The organism is Anaerovorax odorimutans, from assembly GCF_024459955.1.
Lineage (GTDB): Bacteria > Bacillota > Clostridia > Peptostreptococcales > Anaerovoracaceae > Hominibacterium > Hominibacterium odorimutans_A.
Genome location: NZ_JANFXK010000162.1, coordinates 1 through 257, shown reverse-complemented (window position 1 = coordinate 257; position 257 = coordinate 1). Strand labels below are relative to the sequence as shown.

Below are 257 nucleotides of genomic sequence, written 5' to 3'. Positions count from 1 at the left end.
AGATTATCCTGTATGTACGGATTATAAAGATAATCGATATCTCCGTTTGTGCGAGATCGGCTCAATCCATTAAAATACATGATCTTTGCAGTCGGCTTTCCGTTTATTTCTGTGACTAAGTGCGTTCCCTCGGCAACGCCATCCCTATGAAGGTCGATTGCCACCTCGATCGTTGGGTTTGCCTCCAGAATCGGTCTGACAGACGCTTCTGCGTTTTCATATGCATTACTCCTGTCGAGCTGTCCGTTAATAATATC

General features: G+C 44.7%; 1 protein-coding gene. It reads right to left on the bottom strand.

Going from position 1 to position 257, the window contains the following annotated elements; genetic code table 11:
- The coding region (locus NE619_RS18320) for a stage II sporulation protein P (RefSeq protein WP_256133901.1) at nucleotides 1-257 on the bottom strand (257 nt) is incomplete at both ends.